At 63.1% G+C, this 14087-nt stretch carries 15 protein-coding genes; 11 read left to right on the top strand and 4 right to left on the bottom strand.

What is annotated here, in order from left to right:
* Positions 1-4: 4 nt before the first annotated feature.
* Positions 5-793: a lysophospholipid acyltransferase family protein gene (locus ACMGGN_RS17290; protein ID WP_174142077.1), complete on the bottom strand. Its 789-nt coding sequence runs from the start codon at positions 791-793 to the stop codon at positions 5-7.
* Positions 793-1548, bottom strand: a complete 756-nt coding sequence (gene olsB / locus ACMGGN_RS17285) for an L-ornithine N(alpha)-acyltransferase (RefSeq protein ID WP_174142076.1) — start codon at positions 1546-1548, stop codon at positions 793-795. The genes ACMGGN_RS17290 and olsB overlap by 1 nt, the downstream gene beginning before the upstream one ends.
* Before the next feature lie 141 nt (positions 1549-1689).
* Here olsB and ACMGGN_RS17280 point away from each other — a divergent pair, with 141 nt between their 5' ends.
* From ACMGGN_RS17280 to ACMGGN_RS17250, 7 genes are all read left to right on the top strand, one after another.
* Positions 1690-2577, top strand: a complete 888-nt coding sequence (locus ACMGGN_RS17280; RefSeq protein WP_414156145.1) for an acyl-CoA dehydrogenase — start codon at positions 1690-1692, stop codon at positions 2575-2577.
* 64 nt (positions 2578-2641) lie between these two features.
* A complete protein-coding gene (locus ACMGGN_RS17275) occupies positions 2642-3724 on the top strand; it encodes a serine hydrolase domain-containing protein (protein ID WP_187306320.1) in 1083 nt (360 codons plus the stop codon).
* Entirely contained in the window at positions 3721-4017 is a 297-nt protein-coding gene (locus ACMGGN_RS17270; protein ID WP_046784895.1) for a hypothetical protein, read from the top strand. Before ACMGGN_RS17275 ends, ACMGGN_RS17270 begins: the two co-directional genes overlap by 4 nt.
* Before the next feature lie 44 nt (positions 4018-4061).
* On the top strand, positions 4062-4643 hold the full coding sequence (locus ACMGGN_RS17265; RefSeq protein ID WP_046784896.1) for a YceI family protein: 582 nt from the start codon (positions 4062-4064) through the stop codon (positions 4641-4643).
* Between the two features lies 1 nt (position 4644).
* Positions 4645-5802: a phospholipase D-like domain-containing protein gene (locus tag ACMGGN_RS17260; protein WP_237860905.1), complete on the top strand. Its 1158-nt coding sequence runs from the start codon at positions 4645-4647 to the stop codon at positions 5800-5802.
* A gap of 52 nt (positions 5803-5854) precedes the next feature.
* Positions 5855-6433, top strand: a complete 579-nt coding sequence (locus ACMGGN_RS17255; RefSeq protein ID WP_012312917.1) for a DJ-1/PfpI family protein — start codon at positions 5855-5857, stop codon at positions 6431-6433.
* Positions 6434-6623: 190 nt separating this feature from the next.
* The gene (locus ACMGGN_RS17250; protein WP_115273664.1) at positions 6624-7214 is read left to right on the top strand and encodes a GNAT family N-acetyltransferase; all 591 of its coding nucleotides are present in this window, start codon (positions 6624-6626) and stop codon (positions 7212-7214) included.
* Between the two features lie 73 nt (positions 7215-7287).
* Here the strand turns inward: ACMGGN_RS17250 and ACMGGN_RS17245 are convergent, their stop codons facing one another.
* Positions 7288-8811 carry a fumarate hydratase gene (locus ACMGGN_RS17245; RefSeq protein WP_016488901.1) on the bottom strand — a complete coding sequence of 508 codons (1524 nt, stop codon included), beginning with the start codon at positions 8809-8811 and terminating at the stop codon, positions 7288-7290.
* 248 nt (positions 8812-9059) lie between these two features.
* Here ACMGGN_RS17245 and ACMGGN_RS17240 point away from each other — a divergent pair, with 248 nt between their 5' ends.
* Positions 9060-9980 carry an iron-sulfur-binding ferredoxin reductase gene (locus tag ACMGGN_RS17240; RefSeq protein WP_119689122.1) on the top strand — a complete coding sequence of 307 codons (921 nt, stop codon included), beginning with the start codon at positions 9060-9062 and terminating at the stop codon, positions 9978-9980.
* A 54-nt stretch (positions 9981-10034) separates the two neighbouring features.
* Here the strand turns inward: ACMGGN_RS17240 and pyk are convergent, their stop codons facing one another.
* On the bottom strand, positions 10035-11489 hold the full coding sequence (gene pyk, locus ACMGGN_RS17235; RefSeq protein ID WP_039604343.1) for a pyruvate kinase: 1455 nt from the start codon (positions 11487-11489) through the stop codon (positions 10035-10037).
* Between the two features lie 171 nt (positions 11490-11660).
* On the opposite strand from pyk, the gene ACMGGN_RS17230 reads away from it, so the two are divergent.
* The 3 genes from ACMGGN_RS17230 to sbcB all read left to right on the top strand — a co-directional run bounded on the left by ACMGGN_RS17230 (position 11661) and on the right by sbcB (position 14013).
* On the top strand, positions 11661-12047 hold the full coding sequence (locus ACMGGN_RS17230) for a hypothetical protein (protein WP_046784899.1): 387 nt from the start codon (positions 11661-11663) through the stop codon (positions 12045-12047).
* 123 nt (positions 12048-12170) lie between these two features.
* Positions 12171-12530, top strand: coding sequence for a PilZ domain-containing protein (locus ACMGGN_RS17225; protein ID WP_046784962.1), 360 nt, complete (start codon positions 12171-12173; stop codon positions 12528-12530).
* Positions 12531-12576: 46 nt separating this feature from the next.
* Positions 12577-14013 (top strand): exodeoxyribonuclease I, encoded by a 1437-nt coding sequence (gene sbcB, locus ACMGGN_RS17220; protein WP_414156144.1) that lies wholly within the window; start codon positions 12577-12579, stop codon positions 14011-14013.
* Positions 14014-14087: the final 74 nt, after the last annotated feature.

Genomic DNA, 14087 nt, shown 5'->3' with positions numbered 1-14087 from the left:
GGCATCAAGCAGCACGGGCCTGCCGGCGCGCTGCCACCTCGACTTCGCCAACCCCGAACAACGCCATCTGGATAGCCTGTTGCGCCTGAAATGCCAACGCCGCGCGTTCTTTGTCCACGCTGCTGATCGGCTGCAACAGGTGGATGCACACCTCACCCCGCGGCTCGGCGAACAGCCGCATCAGGTGTGACACGAGGTCATCATCACCGATGAACGGCGCAACCAGGTCAGCCTCGCCGTTGCGCAGGTACTCAATGGCAACAGGCTGCACCGCCACACCCTGATCGATGGCGCCTGCCAGCAAACGCCCATGGAAGGTGCGCAACTGGCGCCCGTCGGTGGTGGTGCCCTCGGGGAAGATCAACAGCGGCCTGGCGTCGCCCAGTTGTGCGCTGATCTGTTCACGCAAGCGCTGGCTATCGCCGCCGCCGCGGCGGATGAACAATGTGCCGGCTTTCTCCGCCAGCCAGCCAGCCACGGGCCAGTGGCGGACTTCGGCCTTGGACAGAAACGACAGCGGCAGCAGCATGCCGAGCAGCGGGATATCGGTCCAGGACACGTGGTTGCTGACCCACAACATCGGCCGTTTGGGCAGTTCACCGATTACCCGCACGTCGAAGGGCAGGGCAGCGACCAGGCGTTTCATGAACAGGCAGGTCCAGCGCTGGCGGCGCTCGATGGAGGCCTTCATGCCCATGCGTTCACCGATGGCGATCACGCTGGCCATGAGCATGCCGAAAAGCAGTACCAGCAACAGCCTTGCGAGGCGGGCGAACACCCGCAGTTTGGGCATCAGACCGCTGCCTTGAAGTGGCGGGCGTAACGTGGGCAGAGGTCATCACGCTTGAGCAGGATGAACACGTCGGCCACCTGGAAGTCCTCATCCCAACAGGGTTCACCGCAGATCTTCGCACCCAGGCGCATGTAGGCCTTCAGCAGCGGCGGCATTTCGGCGATGACGTTGTTCGGCAGGGCCAGGGTGGGCAGCGGGTTCTTTGGCTCCGCACGCAGGTGTTCGTTGCACAGGTAACGCTCACGCAGGCGTTGCATGATGGCATGGGCCTGAACCCCGCCATCCTGCATGGGGATGCTCGCGCAGCCCATCAGGTAGCTGTAGCGGCCTTCATTGAGCACTTCGGCCAGCTCACCCCAGAGCACAGCGATGGTGCCGCCGTTGCGGTAGCCGGGGTCGACGCAGGTGCGGCCCAGTTCGAGGATTGGGCCTTGCAGTTGCAGCAGGCCATGCAGGCTGAATTCTTCTTCGCTGTAGAAGCGCCCCAGGCTGCTGGCGGCCTGATGGTCGAGCAGGCGGGTGGTGGCGACCAGTTCGCCGGTGTTCAGGTCGCGTACACCGATGTGCCGGCAATGTACGTCGTAGTCATCCATGTCCAGGCCCAGTTCAGCGCCCTTGAGCCTGGCCTTGAATTCTGCGCTGAACACTTTGTAGCGCAGGGCCTGTGCTTCCTGCAGGGCCGCGGCGCCGACCAGGCGTTCGGCTTGCAGACGGCGTTCAGTGCTGTTGTCGCCAGAGCGAGCTGTCCGAGTCATTGCGAGTCTCCCTAAGCCAGCCATGAAGGGTTGCGGCCGGTCGGCTTTGTTGTGCAAAGTCAGCCTAGGTAGGCGCGGTGTCACCCCTGTGAACCTTTGGTGATGCTTGCGTGACACCCCCTGACAAGCGAGGAGCGTCCGATGGCCTGGTTGCAACGACTCAACGATCCCTTTCGCCAGCCTATGGCCGGTACTTTGGGTGAGGCATATGCCGCGCAGCTCGAGCGCCTCGGTGGGTGCACGCCGTTCGAGCTGGCGGTGCTGGGTGGGCGCGCCATGGCCACACCCGGCCTGGCGTTTCTCATTGGCTACCAAGCCGCCTTGCGCATGCTGTGGCCTAGCGCCCCGGCCAGTCTCGGCGCGTTATGCGCCACCGAGCGGCGTAGCGTGCGCCCTGCGGACATGCAGACGCGCCTGGAGGGTTTACGCCTGACCGGCCGCAAGGACTTCGTGACCGCCGGGCTTGACGCCGAATGGCTGCTGGTGGCGGCGCGCAGCGAAGGGCAGGGTGAAGCACCGCGCCTGAGCCTGGGAGTGGTTTATCCGGGTGAGCCAGGAGTGACCCTGGAGGCGTTGCCGACCCTGCCTTTGATGCCTGAGGTCGGCCACGGGCGCCTGCAACTGCACCAGGCTGCCTGCGAGTTGTTGGCAGGTGATGGTTGGGATGCGTACGTCAAACCGTTTCGCTCGCTGGAAGATTTGTACGTACTGGCGGCGATGGTTGCCTGGTTGTATGGCGTAGCGCAGGAATGCGGCTGGCAACAGGAGCTGCGGTTGCGCCTGATTGCCTTGTTGGCCGGCTGTGCCGAGGCCAGCCGCCAGTGCGCCGACAGTGTTGGCTGCCATTTGTTGTTGGCGGGCTTGTTTGCGCAGTTTCAGGCACTGAAAGGGGCCATCGACAAAGCGCTGTCGGCCGGGCCGGCGCAATGGGCGCAGTTGTGGCAGCGTGATCAGGGGGTGATGGCGCTGGCGACGGCTGCTCGGGAAAAGCGCCTGGCCAAGGCTTGGGAGGCAGCCGGATTGTCATGAACGCCTGCCAGGATCGCCTGATCCGTTGAAAACCCGGGTCGCCTTGCGGCCCCAAGAGGCGTTTATGTTGAGGGCAGGGTTGTTGATCCTGGCGGTGGCGGTCGGTTCGGCCAGGGCAGAGGACTGGCCCCTACCGGATTGGCAGGCCGACATCACGGCCATCGACTGGCAGGCTGTCGACAGCTATGCCTTCCCTGAACGCGACGCCACCAAGCGCAGCGGCATTCGCAGCGACGCCCTGCTGATCATCCGTGACGGCCGTATCCTGCACGAACGGTACGCCGCACCTACCACCGCGAAAACCGCCCACCTGACCTGGTCGGTGAGCAAAAGCGTGCTGGCGACAGTGCTGGGCGTGGCCCAAGGTGAGGGGCGTTTTCAACTGCAGGACCCTGCGGCCCGCTTTTACCCGCCCATGCAGGCACACCCCGACGTGCGTCTGGCCGATCTGTTGCATTGGGCCAGTGGCCTGGCCTGGCAGGAAGACTACGAATACGCACCGCTGAAATCCTCGGTAGTGGCCATGCTCTACACGCGCGGGCGCCATGACATGGCGGCTTATACCGCTTCAAGGCCCGTCGCCGAAAAGCCCGGGCAGCGATTCATTTATTCGAGTGGCGACAGCAATGTCCTGGCCGCCGCATTGCGCGGCATGCTCAAGGGCAGTGCTTACCCTGACTACCCCTGGCAGGCGCTGTTCACCCCTCTGGGCATTCACAGCGCCGTTTGGGAACGCGATGGCAGTGGCACCTTCGTTGGCTCTTCCTACCTCTACCTCAGTGCCCGTGACCTGGCGCGCATCGGCCTGTTGATGCAGCGTGAAGGACGCTGGGGTGGCCGCCAGTTGCTGCCGGCAAGCTGGGTTGCTTTCAACCGTACCCTGTTCAGCCAGGCCACACCGCTGCCCGGCGAAGCCAACCCGGGTGGCCACTGGTGGCTCAACCAGCCACTGCCGGGCAGTGCTTCACCGTGGCCTGACGCGCCGGCAGACACCTATGCCGCCCTCGGCCACTGGGGCCAGGCCCTTTACATACTGCCGACCCACAAGCTGGTCATCGTCCGCTACGCCGACGACCGTGATGGCAGTTACCGCCATAACGAACTGCTCAAGCGTGTGCTGGCAGCGCTGGCCAAGGAGGGTGCATGAAGCGCCTGCTGGGGCTGGTGATGGTTGCCTTGTTGGGCTGGGCCTGGCTGGAACGCCAGGCATTGGCGGATTTCCCCGGTATTCTTTCGGCTTATTCGGCCAAGGAATATTGCTCCTGCCGTTTTGTCATGGGCTTGGACCCCGCCTATTGCCGGGGTTATGTCGCGCAGTGGTTGCCGTTGAGCATGCTGGAGGAGGACAGCCAGCAGCGTCTGGTCGTCGCAGCGGGCCTGGGCCAGCGCAATCAGGCGGCATGGCAGGGGGCGCAGGCTGGCTGCCGCTTGCTGCCATGAAGACGGCCGGGTAAGGTTGGCGGTCTGGTTTCACGAGATCTGTCATGTTCAAGCTGCCCCGTCTTCTACCCGCACTGTTGCTGGCTCTGTGCCTGCCCGCCCACGCCAATTGGCACCTCGATGGTGAATCCTCACGCCTTTCATTCGTCACCGGCAAGGACGGCGATACGGCCGAGGTCCATCGTTTTCTGGTACTGCATGGCACCGTCGACCGCAAGGGCGCAGCCGGGCTGCGTATCGAGATGGACTCGGTGAGCAGTGGTATCCCGCTACGGGACGAGCGCATGCGTGACGACCTGTTCGAGGTCGGCCGCTTTGCCGAAGCGACGGTCAAGGCCCAACTCGACCTGCGGCCGATAAACGACCTGGCCGACGGCGCGCAGGTCGAATTGCGCCTGCCACTGACCGTTACGCTGCATGGCCAGTCGCACAGCTACAACGCCTTGTTGCTGGCAACCCGCCTCGATGCGCGGCGCTTTCAGGTGGTGACCCTCGAACCGTTGATACTGCACGCCCACGACTTCGGCCTGCTGCCCGGCCTGGAAACCTTGCGCAAGTTCGCCAAGCTCAAATCCATCAACCCGACGGTACCGGTCAATGCGGTGCTGATTTTCAACGCCCGCTGACATGCCGGGGCCGGTCTTTCCCTGGCGCGATGGCAACCAGTTCGAACTGCTGATCGACGGCCCCGAATTCTTTCCACGCATGCTCCAGGCGATCGAGGGTGCTCAAGCCCAGGTCGATCTTGAGCTGTACCTGGTCGAGGCTGGTGCCTGCGCCGAGGCGGTGGTCCAGGCACTGGAGCAGGCGGCCCGGCGCGGTGTACGCGTGCGTTGCCTGTTCGACGACTACGGCTCGCTGGCTTTCAATGCTGCTTTGCGCCAACGCCTGCTGGATGCCGGTGTGTACCTGCGCTGGTACAACCGCCTGCGCTGGCGCCGCGGCCTGCGCAACCTGTATCGCGACCATCGCAAGCTGCTGCTGGTTGACGAGCGCTTGGCGGTGGTCGGTGGTACCGGTGTCACCGATGAGTTCTGGACGCCGGGTGAAGCGACCAGCGAGTGGCATGAGGTGATGGTGCAGATGCGCGGCCCGGTGGTCAGCGATTGGCAGCTACTGTTCAACCGCCAGTGGCAGGCCAACAACCGCCGTACGGCCTGGCGCCCCGCTGAAGGCTTCGGCCTGCCGCGCCTGCCCAAGGTGCCGGTGCAGGGCCAGGGCATGGGCCGGGTGGCCTATGCCGACGCCCGCCAGCACCGTGACATCCTGCATTCGCTGGTGCGTGCGCTCAACAGCGGTAAACAGCGGGTCTGGCTGGCCACACCTTACTTTTTGCCTACCTGGAGCGTGCGCCGCTCGCTGCGCCGGGCGGCAGGCAAGGGTGTCGATGTGCGCCTGCTGCTCACCGGCCCGCGGACCGATCACCCCTCGGTACGCTACGCCGGTCATCGTTACTACCCTCGTTTATTACGCGCGGGGGTACGTATCTACGAATACCAGCCGTGCTTCCTGCACCTGAAGATGGCGCTGGTGGATGATTGGGTCAGCGTCGGCTCGTGCAACTTCGATCACTGGAACCTGCGCTTCAACCTGGAGGCCAACGTCGAGGCATTGGACCCGCCGCTGACGGCCGCCGTGGTCGCCAGCTTCGAGCGCGACTTCAGCCTGAGTGACGAGGTCGATCTTGACCACTGGCACGCCCGGCCGTTGTGGCGCCGCATGAAGCAGCGGGTGTGGGGCTGGCTCGACCGCCTTGTGGTCAACCTGCTCGACCGTCGCGACTGAAGCAGACTATCGTGCAGTGGTTGTTCCCCAAACTACCGAAGGAGTGGATGCGATGACTGCGAAGAAGATTCTCATGCTGGTGGGCGACTACGTCGAGGACTACGAGGCGATGGTGCCTTTCCAGGCCTTGAGCATGGTGGGCCACACGGTGCATGCGGTGTGCCCGGAAAAAATCGCGGGCCAGACGGTGCGCACGGCGATCCACGATTTTGAAGGCGAGCAGACCTACAGCGAGAAGCCAGGCCACAACTTTGCCCTGAACCATGATTTCGTCCAGGTCCGTGCCGAAAGCTACGACGCCTTGCTGATCCCAGGTGGCCGAGCTCCGGAGTACTTGCGCCTGGATGAGCGTGTGCTGGCGCTGGTAAAGGCTTTTGATCAGGCCGGCAAGCCGATTGCGGCGGTTTGCCATGGTGCGCAGTTGCTGGCGGCGGCCGGCGTGCTGGAAGGGCGTGAGTGCAGTGCGTATCCGGCGTGTGCGCCGGAGGTACGTCTGGCAGGGGGGAAGTTCATCGACATCGCCGTGGACCAGGCTCACGTAGATGGCAACCTGGTGACGGCTCCTGCGTGGCCGGCGCACCCGGCATGGCTTGCGGCCTTCCTCAAGGTGCTGGGGACGCGTATCAGTTGAGCGAGTCAAGGAAAGCTGGGATGCACCGGCATTGAAAGCTGCGTAGTGGGCATTTACCCGTTCGGTAGCGGTCCTGGAACAGTTCCTGTCGTGTGGGGAAAAGGTGGGGCATTGGTACGGATGTTAGGGTTTCCCCTCAAGCCCGGCTTAGCCGAGCGCGTCACCCACCTCGACAGAACGACCGCCAAGCATGGAAATACGCCTGTTGCACGGTGCCGCTATCGCGCCTTACATCGATGACCTCGCTCGCCTGCGCCTGACTGTGTTGCGCGAGTTCCCCTATCTGTATGACGGCACAGTAGAGTTTGAGGCCGAGCACATGGCAGCCTATGCCCGCTCCGGCCGCAGCCTGGTAGTGCTGGCCCTGGACGATGGGCGTGTGGTTGGCGCCTCGACCGGCCTGCCACTGGTGGACGTTGCGCCCAAGTTTCAGCAGCCGTTCCTGGCGCAGGGGCGCGACCCTGCCAGCGTGTACTATTTCGGCGAATCGCTGGTGCTGCCCGAATATCGTGGCCAAGGCCTGGGTGTGCGCTTCTTCATCGAGCGTGAGTCCTACGCGCACAAGCTGGCCGAATTCGACTACTGCGCGTTTTGCACCGTCGAGCGCCCTGGCATGCACCCCAGACGGCCTGCCAACTACAAGCCATTGCACGGTTTCTGGCGAAACCGGGGCTTCCTGCATGACCCATCCCTGCGCACTCATTACGCTTGGCGCGATTTGGGCGAACAGGAAAGCAGCAACAAGATCATGTCATTCTGGCTCAAGGAACTACCCATATGATCCGCGTGGCGGGCTGCCAGTGAACCATAGGGGTGCATGAACGATCGGGGCTGCAAAGCAGCCCCGATACCGCTTACTTGACTTCTACCGCCAGGCTTTCGGCGATCTTGCTCTGCCACAGCGCAGGGCCGGTGATGTGCACCGACTCACCGTTGCTGTCCACCGCGACGGTGACTGGCATGTCTTTGACTTCGAACTCGTAGATCGCTTCCATGCCCAGTTCGGCGAAGGCCAGAACCTTGGACTTGCGAATCGCCTGGGCCACCAGGTAGGCAGCGCCGCCGACGGCCATCAGGTAAACGGCCTTGTTGTCCTTGATCGCTTCGATGGCGGTCGGGCCACGCTCGGACTTGCCGATCATGCCCAGCAGGCCGGTCTGTTCAAGGATCTGGCGGGTGAACTTGTCCATCCGGGTGGCGGTGGTCGGGCCAGCCGGGCCTACCACTTCGTCACCGACCGGGTCGACCGGGCCGACGTAGTAGATGAAGCGGCCTTTGAGGTCAACCGGCAGCGCTTCGCCACGGTTGAGCATCTCGACCATGCGCTTGTGCGCGGCATCGCGGCCGGTGAGCATCTTGCCGTTGAGCAGGATGGTCTCGCCCGGCTTCCAGCTGGCCACTTCTTCCGGGGTGATGTCGTCGAGGTTGACGCGGCGGGCGCTCGGGCCGGCTTCCCAGACGATTTCCGGGTAGGCGTCCAGCGACGGGGCTTCCAGCTCGGCCGGGCCGGAGCCGTCGAGCACGAAGTGCGCGTGACGGGTGGCGGCGCAGTTGGGGATCATGCACACCGGCAGGGATGCGGCGTGGGTCGGGTAGTCCATGATCTTGACATCGAGCACGGTGGTCAGGCCACCCAGGCCCTGGGCGCCGATGCCCAGCTGGTTGACCTTCTCGAACAGCTCCAGGCGGATCTCTTCGAGGCGGTTCTGCGGGCCACGGGCTTTGAGTTCATGGATGTCGATGGACTCCATCAACACTTCCTTGGCCATGACTGCGGCTTTTTCGGCGGTACCGCCGATGCCGATACCGAGCATACCAGGCGGGCACCAGCCGGCACCCATGGTCGGGACGGTCTTCAGGACCCAGTCGACGATCGAGTCGGACGGGTTGAGCATGGCCATCTTCGACTTGTTTTCCGAGCCGCCGCCTTTGGCTGCCACATCGACTTCGACCTTGTCGCCAGGGACGATCGAGTAGTGGATGACGGCTGGAGTGTTGTCCTTGGTGTTCTTGCGGGCACCGGCCGGGTCGGCCAGGATCGAAGCGCGCAGAACGTTTTCAGGCAGGTTGTAGGCGCGACGCACACCTTCGTTGATCATGTCGTCGACGCTCAGGGTGGCGCCGTCCCAGCGCACGTCCATGCCGACGCGCACGAATACGGTGACGATACCGGTATCCTGGCAGATCGGGCGGTGGCCGGTGGCGCACATGCGCGAGTTGATCAGGATCTGGGCGATGGAGTCGCGCGCGGCAGGCGACTCTTCACGCAGGTAGGCCTCGTGCATCGCCTGGATGAAATCGACGGGGTGGTAGTACGAAATGAATTGCAGGGCGTCGGCGACGCTCTGAATCAGGTCGTCTTGCTTGATCACGGTCATGCAGCGCGCTCCTCTTAAAGACGGGAACATTCGTAAAGGCCTTCCGACACTGCACACCTGCGTGTCGAAACGCCTGGCAAGGCGTCGACAGGTCAGGCCGACGCAAAAAGGCGCGGCAGTATAGCGCGCCTGTGCCTGCGAAACACCTGCGTGTGGTCTGGACCATGGTCTGCAGGCGACGGGCATCCTTTTTGCTGCCGATGCCGGCTTGCCTTAGAGTGGCGATGTATAGCCGGAGAAGTATGACCATGCCTGAACTCTGTGTGGGCGAGCGCCGCTGGACGGTGCCCACCGGCAGCAATCTGCTCGATGCCCTGAACGACGCGGGGCTGAATGTGCCCTACAGCTGCCGTGCAGGTAGCTGTCACGCCTGCCTGGTGCATTGCCTGGACGGGCAACCCGCCGATGCACGGCCCGAGGCCCTGGCGCTGGAAAAACACGCACAGGGCTGGCGGTTGGCATGCCAGTGCCGGGTGATTGACGACCTGCGCGTAGCGGTGTTCGACCCCCTGCAGGACGGCATCCCTGCACAGGTCTGTGCGCTGGACTGGTTCGGTGATGTGCTGCGCTTGCGCCTGCGGCCGGAGCGGGCATTGCGTTATCAGGCCGGTCAGCATGTGGTGCTGTGGAACGGTGCGGTGGCCCGGCCCTATTCATTGGCAAGCCTGCCGGGCGAAGACGACTTCCTTGAGTTCCATATCGACTGCCAGCGCCCGGGCGCCTTTTGCGACAAGGCCCGTGGTTTGCAGGTTGGCGATACGCTGCGCCTGGGGGAACTGCGCGGTGGGGCGCTGCATTACGACCTGGACTGGCAGGGGCGGGCGCTATGGTTGCTGGCAGCAGGTACCGGGCTTGCGCCATTGTGGGGCATCTTGCGCGAGGCGGTGCGGCAGGGGCATCGGGGGGAGATCAGGGTGATGCATGTGGCGCATGATGCCGCCGGGCATTACCTGGCTGAGCCGTTGATGCAGATCGAAGGCGTGAGTGTCGAGCGGGTGCTGGCGGATCAGCTGGATGCAGCGCTGGCGACATTGCGGCCATCATCGCGGCAGACCATTGCGCTGGTGTGTGGCTCGCCGGGAAGTGTGGAGCGGTTCGCGCGGCGGCTGTTCATTGCCGGGGTACCGAGGAATCAGGTATTTGCCGATGTGTTCGTCGAGCATGCCTGAAGACGGTGTGCAGTGATTGAACCGGCGCCGCAGAGCGGCGCCGGTTGAGGCAGATCAGCCGACCAGCGGATCACCGACATGCAGGATCTTCATGCCGTTGGTACCACCGATGGTGTGGTAGCTGTCGCCCTTGGTCAGGATCACCCAGTCACCTTGCGCCACCAGGCCACGCTTGAGCAGTTCGTCGACCGCCGCCTGGCTGACCTTGTCGGCCGGCAGCGAAGCCGGGTCGAACGCGATCGGGTAGACGCCGCGGAACATCGACGCGCGCGCCTGGGTAGCGCGGTGCGGCGACAGTGCGTAGATCGGCACGTGCGAGCGCAGGCGCGACATGATCAGCGGGGTGTAGCCACTCTCGGTGAGGGCGATGATCGCCTTGACGCCGGGGAAGTGGTTGGCGGTGTACATGGCCGCCAGGGCGATGCTTTCGTCGCAGCGCTCGAAGGTGGTGTGCAGGCGGTGGCTGGACTTCTGGCTGGTCGGGTGCTTTTCAGCGCCCAGGCAGATGCGCGCCATGGCCTGTACCGCTTCGATCGGGTAGGAACCGGCGGCGCTTTCGGCCGACAGCATCACCGCATCGGTGTTGTCCAGCACGGCGTTGGCCACGTCGGACACTTCGGCGCGGGTCGGCATCGGGTTCTGGATCATCGACTCCATCATCTGGGTCGCCACGATCACCGCCTTGTTGTTGCGGCGTGCGTGCTGGATGATCTTCTTTTGGATGGCGATCAGCTCGGCGTCGCCGATTTCCACGCCCAGGTCGCCACGGGCAACCATCACGGCATCGGAGGCGGCGATCAGCTTGTCGAGGGTTTCGTCGTCGGCAACGGCTTCGGCACGCTCGATCTTGGCCACCAGCCAGGCGCTGCCGCCGGACTCGTCGCGCAGCTTGCGGGCATATTCCATGTCGCTGGCGTCACGCGGGAAGGACACGGCCAGGTAGTCCAGGTCCATTTCCGCGGCCAGCTTGATGTCGGCCTTGTCTTTTTCGGTCAGGGCCGGCGCGGTCAGGCCGCCACCTTTGCGGTTGATGCCTTTGTGGTCCGACAGGGGGCCACCGATGATCACCACGCAGTGCAGTGCATCCGCGGTAGCGGTCTCGACGCGCATGACCACACGGCCGTCGTCGAGCAGCAGTTCGTCACCAACGCCGCAGTCCTTGACCAGGTCGGGATAGTCGATACCGACGATGTCCTGGTTGCCTTCGGTCAGCGGGTGGGCGGTGGAGAAGGTGAACTTGTCACCGATCTTCAGTTCGATGCGCTTGTTGCTGAACTTGGCGATGCGGATCTTCGGACCCTGCAGGTCGCCCAGCAATGCGACATGGCGGCCGTTCTTGGCAGCGATCTCACGGATCAGGCGGGCGCGCGCCTTGTGCTCGTCCGGGGTGCCGTGGGAAAAGTTCAGACGTGCCACGTCCAGGCCGGCGAGGATCAGCTGTTCGATCACTTGCGGCGAGTTGCTGGCGGGGCCGAGGGTGGCGACGATTTTGGTACGGCGGATGGTCATGCACAGACTCCTATAGTGAAGCGCAGCGAAAGGCTACTCCTGAATCGCCCTGTAGTCATTGTTCCGTTGCACTACCTGCAGGCGGGTACGATAGGGCAGCTGCAAGCTGCAAGTTGCAAGCTGAAGAAATATACCGGCACGCCGATATACTCTTTATTAAAGGAGATCCCCATGCGAGCCCTGATCGTTTTTGCCCTGGCGGCCAGCGCCGTCGGCTGTACCCGCTGGTCCATGGACCACCATCTGAACAACGCCTATCGTGCGTACGACCGTGGCGATTGCCAGCGGGTCATGCTCGAGCTGTCACAGGTCGACCGTACCAGCCGCGCGCGGCCGTTCATCCATCCGGAAGTGTCGTTGCTGCGGGGTCAGTGCCTGGAGCGCCAGAAGCTTTTCGTGGACGCAGCACAAACCTACGAATACCTGATCCAGCAGTATCCGCGCAACGAGTATGCCTACCGGGCCAAGGCGCGACTGCAGACTCTGGAGAAGCTGGGCCACTACCGCGCTGGCGAGGGTGCGATGGCCAGCCCGGTGAATACCTCTCCTTGGCGTTAACACCAAGGTATCGTTTATTTCACGGGATTTGCCGCGTGCGCTGCGTTAACCTGTAACTCAGTTGTTACAACAACCGCCAGTACCTCGTATTCCTGGCATCGGGTACGGACTGCAATTGTGACCATGTTCAATCAGCGTCATATCGAACGCCATCAGTTACCTTGTGTACTGAGGGTCTTCAACCGCTTTACCGATCAGCCGATCGGGCAGCTGGGCAATGCCTCGGAAGATGGCTTGATGTTGATCAGCCAGTTACCGGTGCTGGTGGGGCCGGATTTCGAGTTGCAGTTGCGCCTGCCGCTGCCCGGTGGTGGCTTTCAGTTCATCAACCTGACCGCCAGTTGCCTGTGGTGCCGTGAGGACCAGACGCCTGGCCATTACGATTCGGGCTTCATGCTGCTGCAGGCACCACGCGAATACGACGAATTCGTGCGCTCGTTGCGCGACTATTTCAGTTTCCACCCGGCCAACGCTTCCGTCTGAGGCCATGTCCGCTAGAATCGGGGCGACCTTTGATCAGGACGTCCCCGTGACCTCTAGCATTTTCTGGCACGACTACGAAACCACCGGTATCAACCCGCGCTGCGACAGGCCGTTGCAGGTGGCCGGAGTGCGCACCGACTTCGAGCTCAATGAGATCGACGAGCCGATCAGTCTTTATTGCCGCCCCAGCGACGATATCCTGCCGCACCCGGCGGCCTGCCTGGTGACGGGTATCACCCCGCAGCAACTGGCCAGCCAAGGCCTGTGCGAAGCCGAGTTCATGACGCGGGTGCACGCGCAACTGGCCCTCCCGGGGACCTGCGGCGCCGGTTACAACACCTTGCGCTTCGACGACGAGGTTACCCGCTACAGCCTGTACCGCAACTTCTTCGACCCCTATGCCCGGGAGTGGCAGGGCGGCAATAGCCGCTGGGACTTGATCGATGTGGTACGCACTGCTTATGCCCTTCGCCCTGAAGGCATCGTCTGGCCGCAACAGGACGGGCGCACCAGCCTGCGTCTTGAACTGCTCAGCAAGGCCAATGGCATCGAGCATGGGCATGCACACGAGGCACTTTCCGACGTGCGGGCCACCATCGCACTGGCGCGTCTGATCCGGCACAAGCAACCCAAGTTGTATGAGTGGCTGTTCCAGTTGCGCAGCAAGCACAAAGTGATGGAGCAAATCCGTCTGCTGCAGCCGTTGGTGCATATATCGGGGCGGTTCTCGGCGGCGCGCAATTATCTGGGGGTGGTCTTGCCTTTGGCCTGGCACCCACGTAATCGCAACGCGCTGATTGTGTGCGACCTGCAACAGGAAACCCTACCCTTATTAGGGGAAAGTGCCGAGGTGCTTCGTGAACGTTTGTACACGCGTCGTGAGGAATTGTCTGACGGGCAATTACCCATACCGCTGAAGTTGGTGCAGATCAATCGCTGCCCGGTAGTGGCGCCGCTCTCGGTATTGCGCGCGGCCGATCAGCAACGGCTCGGTATCGATTTGGCGCTCGTGCAATCACGCGCTGAAGAGTTGGCCAATCAACAGAATGCTTGGCAACACAAGCTGGAACACATTTACGGCAAGGACGACTTTGTTCCGAGTGACGATCCGGAACAGCAATTGTATGAAGGGTTTCTCGGCGACCGCGACCGCCGGCTGTGCGAACAAGTAAGAACGCTGGACCCTGCACAGTTGGGGCAAGGCCACTGGATGTTCGATGACCCGCGCATGCCTGAGTTGTTGTTCCGGTATCGGGCGCGCAACTTCCCGGAAACCTTGAATAGCGAAGAGCGGCAACGCTGGTATGGTTTCTGCCAGCAGCGGCTGAGCGATCCTCATTGGGGTGCACCCAACACGCTGGGTGACTTCGAGCAGGCGCGCCAAAGCGCCTGGGCCAACGCGGACGAGGCCGGGCGTCAGGTGCTGGATGCCTGGCAGGCGCATGCCCGACAACTGGCGGAGCAATTTGCCATCAGTGTTTGAGTGGTTTTATACAAGCAAACAAAAACGCCGGCATCGTGCCGGCGTTTTTGTTTTTAGCAGTACAGCGATCGAGC

The sequence above is a fragment of the Pseudomonas sp. BNK-30 genome (genome assembly GCF_047456185.1).
Classification (GTDB): domain Bacteria; phylum Pseudomonadota; class Gammaproteobacteria; order Pseudomonadales; family Pseudomonadaceae; genus Aquipseudomonas; species Aquipseudomonas putida_E.
Note: the sequence above shows the minus strand (reverse complement) of the source record. Positions and strands in the feature narration are given on the sequence as shown.

Excerpts from the sequence above, each read along its gene's own strand:
- ACMGGN_RS17290 (WP_174142077.1), bottom strand. The coding sequence starts at position 793 with ATGCCCAAACTGCGGGTGTTCGCCCGCCTCGCAAGGCTGTTGCTGGTA.
- olsB (WP_174142076.1), bottom strand. The coding sequence starts at position 1,548 with ATGACTCGGACAGCTCGCTCTGGCGACAACAGCACTGAACGCCGTCTG.
- ACMGGN_RS17280 (WP_414156145.1), top strand. The coding sequence starts at position 1,690 with ATGGCCTGGTTGCAACGACTCAACGATCCCTTTCGCCAGCCTATGGCC.
- ACMGGN_RS17275 (WP_187306320.1), top strand. The coding sequence starts at position 2,642 with ATGTTGAGGGCAGGGTTGTTGATCCTGGCGGTGGCGGTCGGTTCGGCC.
- ACMGGN_RS17270 (WP_046784895.1), top strand. The coding sequence starts at position 3,721 with ATGAAGCGCCTGCTGGGGCTGGTGATGGTTGCCTTGTTGGGCTGGGCC.
- ACMGGN_RS17265 (WP_046784896.1), top strand. The coding sequence starts at position 4,062 with ATGTTCAAGCTGCCCCGTCTTCTACCCGCACTGTTGCTGGCTCTGTGC.
- ACMGGN_RS17260 (WP_237860905.1), top strand. The coding sequence starts at position 4,645 with ATGCCGGGGCCGGTCTTTCCCTGGCGCGATGGCAACCAGTTCGAACTG.
- ACMGGN_RS17255 (WP_012312917.1), top strand. The coding sequence starts at position 5,855 with ATGACTGCGAAGAAGATTCTCATGCTGGTGGGCGACTACGTCGAGGAC.
- ACMGGN_RS17250 (WP_115273664.1), top strand. The coding sequence starts at position 6,624 with ATGGAAATACGCCTGTTGCACGGTGCCGCTATCGCGCCTTACATCGAT.
- ACMGGN_RS17245 (WP_016488901.1), bottom strand. The coding sequence starts at position 8,811 with ATGACCGTGATCAAGCAAGACGACCTGATTCAGAGCGTCGCCGACGCC.
- ACMGGN_RS17240 (WP_119689122.1), top strand. The coding sequence starts at position 9,060 with ATGCCTGAACTCTGTGTGGGCGAGCGCCGCTGGACGGTGCCCACCGGC.
- pyk (WP_039604343.1), bottom strand. The coding sequence starts at position 11,489 with ATGACCATCCGCCGTACCAAAATCGTCGCCACCCTCGGCCCCGCCAGC.
- ACMGGN_RS17230 (WP_046784899.1), top strand. The coding sequence starts at position 11,661 with ATGCGAGCCCTGATCGTTTTTGCCCTGGCGGCCAGCGCCGTCGGCTGT.
- ACMGGN_RS17225 (WP_046784962.1), top strand. The coding sequence starts at position 12,171 with ATGTTCAATCAGCGTCATATCGAACGCCATCAGTTACCTTGTGTACTG.